10 protein-coding genes are annotated in these 7800 nt (G+C 33.1%); 4 read left to right on the top strand and 6 right to left on the bottom strand.

What is annotated here, in order from left to right; genetic code table 11:
• The first annotated feature begins 135 nt into the window (after positions 1–135).
• The gene (locus tag B0A66_RS22515; RefSeq protein ID WP_089052087.1) at positions 136–687 is read left to right on the top strand and encodes a P-loop NTPase family protein; all 552 of its coding nucleotides are present in this window, start codon (positions 136–138) and stop codon (positions 685–687) included.
• Between the two features lie 425 nt (positions 688–1112).
• On the opposite strand, the gene B0A66_RS22510 is transcribed toward B0A66_RS22515, so the two are convergent.
• The 6 genes from B0A66_RS22510 to B0A66_RS22485 form a co-directional block, all read right to left on the bottom strand.
• Positions 1113–1616, bottom strand: coding sequence for a hypothetical protein (locus B0A66_RS22510; protein ID WP_089052086.1), 504 nt, complete (start codon positions 1614–1616; stop codon positions 1113–1115).
• Positions 1603–2061, bottom strand: a complete 459-nt coding sequence (locus tag B0A66_RS22505) for a hypothetical protein (protein WP_089052085.1) — start codon at positions 2059–2061, stop codon at positions 1603–1605. Before B0A66_RS22505 ends, B0A66_RS22510 begins: the two co-directional genes overlap by 14 nt.
• Positions 2062–2063: 2 nt before the next feature.
• Positions 2064–2519, bottom strand: coding sequence for a hypothetical protein (locus tag B0A66_RS22500; RefSeq protein WP_089052084.1), 456 nt, complete (start codon positions 2517–2519; stop codon positions 2064–2066).
• A gap of 323 nt (positions 2520–2842) precedes the next feature.
• The gene (locus B0A66_RS22495) at positions 2843–3343 is read right to left on the bottom strand and encodes a hypothetical protein (RefSeq protein WP_089052083.1); all 501 of its coding nucleotides are present in this window, start codon (positions 3341–3343) and stop codon (positions 2843–2845) included.
• On the bottom strand, positions 3321–3788 hold the full coding sequence (locus tag B0A66_RS22490) for a hypothetical protein (RefSeq protein WP_089052082.1): 468 nt from the start codon (positions 3786–3788) through the stop codon (positions 3321–3323). Before B0A66_RS22490 ends, B0A66_RS22495 begins: the two co-directional genes overlap by 23 nt.
• A gap of 2 nt (positions 3789–3790) precedes the next feature.
• On the bottom strand, positions 3791–4252 hold the full coding sequence (locus B0A66_RS22485) for a hypothetical protein (protein ID WP_089052081.1): 462 nt from the start codon (positions 4250–4252) through the stop codon (positions 3791–3793).
• Positions 4253–4518: 266 nt separating this feature from the next.
• On the opposite strand from B0A66_RS22485, the gene B0A66_RS22480 reads away from it, so the two are divergent.
• The 3 genes from B0A66_RS22480 to B0A66_RS22470 all read left to right on the top strand — a co-directional run bounded on the left by B0A66_RS22480 (position 4519) and on the right by B0A66_RS22470 (position 7728).
• Complete coding sequence (locus B0A66_RS22480; protein WP_089052080.1) at positions 4519–6519, top strand: sensor histidine kinase; 2001 nt, start codon at positions 4519–4521, stop codon at positions 6517–6519.
• Positions 6520–6525: 6 nt separating this feature from the next.
• A complete protein-coding gene (locus B0A66_RS22475; protein ID WP_089052079.1) occupies positions 6526–7266 on the top strand; it encodes a LytR/AlgR family response regulator transcription factor in 741 nt (246 codons plus the stop codon).
• A 132-nt stretch (positions 7267–7398) separates the two neighbouring features.
• The gene (locus B0A66_RS22470) at positions 7399–7728 is read left to right on the top strand and encodes an import component protein (protein ID WP_089052078.1); all 330 of its coding nucleotides are present in this window, start codon (positions 7399–7401) and stop codon (positions 7726–7728) included.
• Positions 7729–7800 lie beyond the last annotated feature (72 nt).

The raw sequence follows: 7800 nt of genomic DNA, 5'->3' as shown, positions 1-7800 counted from the left end.
TTAGATTTTAGATTTTTTTACTTTTCACATTTCACATTTCACATTTGACTTTCGACTTTTGACTTTCGACTTTTCGACTTACTTTTTTTTTCATAATTTTAAAAGTTTATTATTTGGCTCTAATTCTATTCAAAAATGAAGATACATATATTTGGTGCATCGGGAAGTGGCGTAACTACAACGGGCGAAGCATTAGCGGCACAACTCAAATTGGATTATTTTGACAGTGATGCTTTTTTCTGGAAGCAGACTGCTATTCCGTTTTCAGAAAGATGTAATCCCGAGGAAAGAAATACCAGTATTAGAACAGCTCTAGATAATTCAAAGAAATGGATTTTGGGTGGTTCTGTTTTTCAATGGGGAGATGCTGTTTTCCCTGATTTTGATCTTGTGGTTTACCTTTGGATACCACAGGAAATTAGAATGGAAAGGCTCAAAAAACGAGAATTGGAACGTTACGGAACTATTATCTATACCGATCCAAACAGAAATGAGCAATTCGAAAATTTCATGACTTGGGCTAGTGATTATGATCAAAATACCGGAATTGCAAGCCGTAATCGCGAAGCTCACGAACAATGGATGACGTCTATACCTTTTCCTTTACTCAAAATTGAAGGCGATTTCACTCTTGAAGAACGCATTGCTCTTATACTTCAAAAAGTAACAACAATCGAATTAACTTAAAAAAACTTTACACAGCTATATCTTCTAAAAATATTTTCTTTACAACTGTTTTTTTCAAATGTATCACACACTACGCAAGAAAAGTAACTATTATCTAAAAAGAGATACGTAATAAATCATTCAATATTATCAACAACAATTTCTTCTTTATTAATCTGAATTTTAGTCGGATGCAAAAAAAAAAATGAACCCTTCTGTTTTGATTACACCTTCTTTAAATATGCCATACAAACAGAACTTGGCTTCAGTATCAAAATTAAAACAAAAAAAAAGCCGTTCAGTTGAACGGCTTTTTTGCTATAATAAATTCTAATAAAAAGACAAAAGATCGATTGCTATTTTGAGCAAGATTCTTAACAGAAAAAAAGAAATCAAATTAACGGATTCAACAAATAAACGAATCCACGATTTACCAATTTAACAAATCAACAATTTTCAATCAACTTATAAATTTTACCTAAAACATAATCCTCATAAGCAGCTTGTCTGGCATCACTTTTTTTTCCGGAACTAAAGTTTTCGCTTATCCTGTAGTTTTTTACAAACTGACTTTTTTTAGCACCCAAGGCATAAAACCAGCTTCCCATTTCTGAATTCACAAAAATCGTTGCTTCATCGAGTTTCATGATTTTTTTTCCTGAAGAAAAAGGACCAATTCTAATAACAGCATTATTTTTTGAATCGAAAGTGTACTTAATTTTAGATCCAAGATAAATGTCATACAAACTGTGTAAAGTAAAATAGCCCATCAACATATAAATTGCATAACGCAGTACCTCATCAATAATGTCATCTAAAAAAAACAGCACAAATGCACCCACAATAATCCCCACTAAAAACCACCAAGACAATTGAACTGATGGTTTTTTAGGATAAATTGTAAAGGTAGTCAGTGTTTCCTGAGTATTATACTTTTCACGAATGTTCATCTACATGTATTATTTCTTCAATTTCATTAATAACATTCTGAATCGATCTGGTAGTGAAACCTTGTGCAATGCCAGCACACTTTTCTTTACCATCTTTCCAATAATACATGTTCAGACAAACATTAGTCGGAATAAAATTATAGCTGACTTTTACTAATTCAAAACTTATAAAATCAGCTAAAGGAATAGAAACCGGCTTATTTATCCAACCCATTTTGGTAATAATTACTTTATCATCCATATTAATACTGACATGTTCAAACCAAACCGCAATAAAACATAAAACAGCCAAACCAGCAAAAACCCATCCAACTGTGGCTTCCTTCATAAAAAAAGCGGTAAGCGAAATAGCAGCCATTCCCCCCACTACTACAAAACCAAAACCATATTGTCTTTTCATGGTATATTGGTTTCCGTTTTGTATAAATTTTTTAAACTCCTTCATCCTTATTGCACATTTACACCGTCAATAATAAGCGTATCAGAACCAATTGTAAAATAAGCGCTTGAATAATCTGCTGCTAGCTGATCGCTCATTGATTCTAAAGTAGCCTTTGTAAATTCCAGTTTTCTTGCCGGACTTTTTCCGTAGGTATCTGTCATGGTAATCACCCCGTCGATTCCGTTTTTGTTTTTGGTAAAAGCCTGTAATAATGCAATATTCATTTTTTCAAAATCCAATGAGAAGTAAAAATTCTTTGTTGGATATTTATCCTTAGCATCCGCATCGGCTGGTTTACTATAGGAAAACGTTGCAGTTCTTATCAATCCACTCACGGTTTTATTTCCGTCTTTTACCGTGATTTCTATTTTCATGCGTTTGTCATCCGATTGCTGTGCCTGAACCATTCCAGTTAGAAAACAAAAGAACAACAGGATCAAAGAAAAATTTTTCTTATTCATAATAAATGGTGTTTAAATTTAAATTAGTTCAACAAGATTACTACTTCCATCCGCTTGTTACAATCAAAAATTGGTAAACGGATGCTTTCAATTTTTATTTGGTATTTATTAAAAGTTATCTGCAAATCAAGTATTTTCAAGGTTTTAAAAAACTTACTTATGACTTTTTTCTCTGCAGTAAATCCAGAATAAAAACAAAAAAAAGCCGTTCAACTGAACGGCTTTTTGGTATAATAAAGAGATAAAAGATCGACCCCTATTTTGTGACAACAAAAATAAAAAATAAACGATTCAACAAATAAATGAATCCCCGATTAAACGATTTAGCGATTCAACAATTTATAAATGCTAGCCAGAATATAATTATCATAAGCTGCTTGATTTATATCACTTTCTTTTCCTGAGCCAAAAGTTTCACTTATCCTATAGCTCTTAACAAATTGACTTTTTTTAGCACCCACTGCATAATACCAGCTTGCCATTTCAGAATTAACAAAAATTACTGCTTCATCAAGTTTCATAATCTTTTTTCTTGAAGACAAAGGACTGCTTCTAAAAATAGCATTGTTTTTTATATCAAAAGTATACTGAACTTTAGAACCTATGTAGATGTTGTACAAACTGTGCAAAGTAAACCCCCACAATACGATGTAAATCCCAAAACGCATTCCCTTATCAAACATATTGTTTAACAAGAATAAAACAAGCACAACCGCCATAATAACTACTAAAATCCATCGATACAATGCAACAGATGGTTTTTTAGGATAGATTGTAAAGGAAGTTATTGTTTCCTGAGCATTATACTTTTCGCGAATGGTCATCTGAATGTATTATTTCTTCTATTTCGTTTATAGTATTCTGAATCGCTCTTACAGTAAAAGCCTGTGTAATGCCGGTTACTTTTTCTTTTCCATCTTCTACATAAGACACATTCAAAATAACATTAGTACGAATAAAATTGTGACTAATTTTTACAACTCTAAAATTTCTTATATCGGTAAGCGGAATATAAACTGTTTTTTTTATAAGTCCCATTTTTGCAGTCATTACCTTATCATCCATATCAATACTAAAATGCTGAAGCCAAAAAGCAATCGCACAGAAAGCGGATACAGCTATTAAACCCCATCCAAACATACTCATCTTACTTGTAAAACAGATGTATGCAAAGACCAGAAATAATGCCACTACGATTATACTAAAACCAAATTGTCTTTTCAGTGTATATAAATTTCCTGCTTTTGTAAATTTTTTAAATTCTTTCATCGTTATTGTACATTTACACCATCAATAATTAACGTATCAGAGCCAATAGTGAAATAAGCACTTGCATAATCTGCTGCAAGCTGATCACTAAATGATTCTAAAGTAGCCTTTGTAAATTCAAGTTTTCGTGCCGGATTTTTTCCGTACGTATCAATCATAGTAATTACACCGTCGATTCCGTTTTTGTTTTTGGTAAAAGCCTGCAATAATGGAATATTCATTTTTTCAAAATCCAATGCAAAGTAAAAATTTTTTGTTAGATATTTATCCTTTCCATCGGCATCAGCATTGGCTGGTTTACTATACGAAAACGTTGCCGTTCTTATCAATGCGCTAACGGTTTTATTTCCGTCTTTTACCGTGATTTCTATTTTCATACGTTTGTCATCCGATTGCTGTGCTTGAACCATTCCGGTTAAAAAACAAAAGAACAACAGGACTAAAGAAAGATTTTTCTTATTCATAAAAAATGGTATTTAAATTTAAATTAGTTCAACAAGATTACGCTACTTACATCAGCTTGCTCCAATCAAAAATTGGTAAACGGATGCTTTTGATTTTTATTTGGTATTTCTTAAAAGATATTTGTAAATCTACTATTTTCAAGATTTTAAAAAAACTACTTTGCAACTTTTTTCTCTGCACTAAATCCAGAATATTTTTTTTGCTCAGTCGCTTTACAATTTGTATTTTCCCATCCAAATATCACGAAATCTACTTAATTTTTAGAATGAATTTTCAAAAACCAAAAAAAACAACGCTTTTTTTAGGCTTACTATTTGCCTTTTTTACAGCGATTGTAAATGCACAGCAAATATCTCCGGCAGAAAAAATGGCTAAGGATGGTTATGCCAAGCGCTTTTCTGATTCTACTGCCAGCATGAAGATTCAGATGCAGGCGCTTTATTTAGCCCGGAAAAACAAAAAGATAGACGACGAAGTTATTTGTTACTCTTTTCTGGCTCTGACACAGCGCCGTTTGTTACATCTCGATAAATTTAGAAATTACGCTGATACCGCCTACATTCTTTCTCAAAAAACAAGTAACATCAGAACCAAAGCTTATGCAGCAATGGCAATGGGATCTCTTAAATCGTATATTGATGACAAACCTCAGGCTCTGGATTATCTCCTGACTGCTTATAAATTATTTGCCAAATCAAATGCACACGATCAATGTGCCAAAATTGCCTCAGACATTTCCTATCTGTTTTCTCCTGCTTCGCCAACAAAAGTCGAAAAATATGCGCGAGAAGCCTTATTTCATGCTTCAAAATCCGGTGATGCCGAAAGTCTGCTGTTTGCCAGACTTGCTTTTGGAAGTCATTTAACTGATAAACTGGAAACAGGTTTGAGCACGGATTGGAAAACGGCTTTGGATTTTTTTAAAGAAACAGCTGTATTTGCTGAACAAAATAGCGAGCATATCGTGAGCAAAAGTAATATTGGCATTGTCTATATTAATTTAGCCGATCTTTATTCTAAAGGACCAAAACCTATTGATGAAACTGCTTTTCTAAAAAATCTGGAAAAAGCAACGGCAATTGCCAAAAAGTACAATATCAAAATCATTTACAGAAGTGCTATTGGACTACAGGGAATTTACTACACTGAAAAAGGAGATTATGTAAAAGCAGAAATTCTTTTTTCTGAAGGCATAAAATATCAGCTTAGTTTACCCTACACAGATAATTATTTGCTGGCCACTTTTTACAGTGCATTAAAAGACGTTTCTGCTAAGCGAAAAGATTTTAATGCCTATTATTCGTATGATACACTTTACACCAAATACAATCAGCTAAAGTACAATGAAGCTACACAGAAACTGCTTCAAAATGCAGAAGTCCGATATGAATCTTCTAAAAAGATAGAACGTATCAAACAGCTGGAATTAGAAAATGAGCTACAGCAAAAAAACAAATTAATGGGTTACGCAATTGCGGGTATTCTGCTGATTGGACTTATTTTTATGTTTCGCTCCTATTATTACCGTCAGCGTTATTATCAAAATCGGGAAGACTTTCTTAAACAGGAACAAGCCAACAGCGAACTAAAAGTACAGTTGATGGAAAAGGAAACCATTGAAAATCTTGCTGCCAGATTATCGCTAGAAAGGCGATTGTTACGCTCACAAATGGATCCGCATTTTATCTTTAATGCTTTAGGAAATATTCAAAGTATGATTCTGCAACAAGACACCATTCCGGCTGTTACTTACTTAAATAAATTTGCCAAATTTACCCGAAAAGTACTCGAGCAAACCCGCAAAGAAACCATATCACTGGAAGAAGAAATCAGTACGTTGCAAAACTACATTGAGCTGCAACGACTTCGGCTGAATAACAGTTTTGATTATACAATTACCTGTGATGAATCTGTAGAAAATGACAGTCATATTCCGCCCTTATTAATCCAGCCTTTTGTAGAAAACGCAGTCGAGCACGGATTAAAACCATTACAGAATGACACAAAAGGATTACTGGAAATTTATTTTGATCAGGACAATGAAAACCAAAATCTGATTTGCACAATCAAAGATAACGGTATTGGACTAGCTGCTTCCAGAAAATTAAAACTAAAAGACAATCATCAATCCTTGTCAACTATCATAACGGACGAAAGGTTAAGCAGAATGCAAAAAGAAAATCCACATGCGGGATTTCAGGTTTTAGAACGTGACAGCACCACAGATGGACATGGCTGTATCGTAATTTTAAATATTCCAATCTAAACGAAGATGTATAAAACAATAATTATTGAAGACGAACAGCGCATTAGAGAAGCTTTGTCCTTAATGCTCGAAATGGTTGCTCCGGATGAAGTACAAATTATTGCTTACGCAGAAAATGTTACCGAAGCAGTGAAGCTAATTAATAATCTAAAACCGGATCTGGTCTTTATGGATATTATGCTGAAAGACGGAACCGGATTTGATGTGCTGCAGAAAATAGCCTTCAACTCTTTTCATCTTATTTTTACCACGGCTTATGAGCAGCATGCTATCAATGCATTTAAATACAGTGCCATAGATTATCTCTTAAAACCTATCGATTCTGAAGAACTAAAAACGGCTATTCAACGTATCTCTTTATTACAGGAAAGAGTATTAGAAAAACAACAAATTAATGAGCTACAAGTGAATTTATCCAGAACACCAGAAAGAATAATTCTTCCAACTCAGGAGGCGAGTTATGTCGTTAAATTAGAACAAATCGTACGATGTGAAACTTCTGGATCATACACCACTTTTTATTTAAACGACGGACGAAAAATAATGGTTTCCAAACCTTTGAAAAATTATGAAGATTTACTTGAACCTCCTCAATTTTTCAGGGTTCATCAATCGCATTTAATCAACATAAATTGCATTGTAAGTTACTCCAGAGAAGGTATGGTACACATGAACGATAAATCGATGGTTCCTATTTCGAGAGGAAAAAAAGAATCTTTTTTTAAACTCATGAAAGACGAAGCTTAATTTTTGCATTTCACGATTTACCAATACGCAGTTAAACAGAGCAAATACCAACCCAAAGCATCCGAAGACAAAGTGTCTATTTCGTCTTATAATCGTTGTATCTATTTTTGACTCAAATAAATAATATAACCGATGAATAAGAAAACACTATCTATTTTGAGCTACATCACCATTATTGGTTGGATTATAGCCTATGTAAAAAGCAAAGATTTAACGCCTAAAAGCGATCTGGTAAACTACCATTTAAAACAAGGTTTTGGGATTTTTCTACTTTCTCTTGCTACAAATATCATTTTGTCTATTGTGGTAACAATTGTTCCCTCACTTTACTTTCTAAGCTATGTTGGTTATGCCATTTTCATTTTATGGATTTTTGGAATTATAAATGCAGTAAACGAACAAAAGAAACCAATTCCGGTAATAGGTCAATTATTTGAAAATAAATTTGATTTCATCAACTAAAATACCTTTTTTAAACCTGACGTTTTTTTTAATTTGAAAAGCCCTGCATCAGTATAGACTGCACCCAAAAGT

This window comes from Flavobacterium hercynium, assembly GCF_002217285.1.
Lineage (GTDB): Bacteria > Bacteroidota > Bacteroidia > Flavobacteriales > Flavobacteriaceae > Flavobacterium > Flavobacterium hercynium.
Note: the sequence above shows the minus strand (reverse complement) of the source record. Positions and strands in the feature narration are given on the sequence as shown.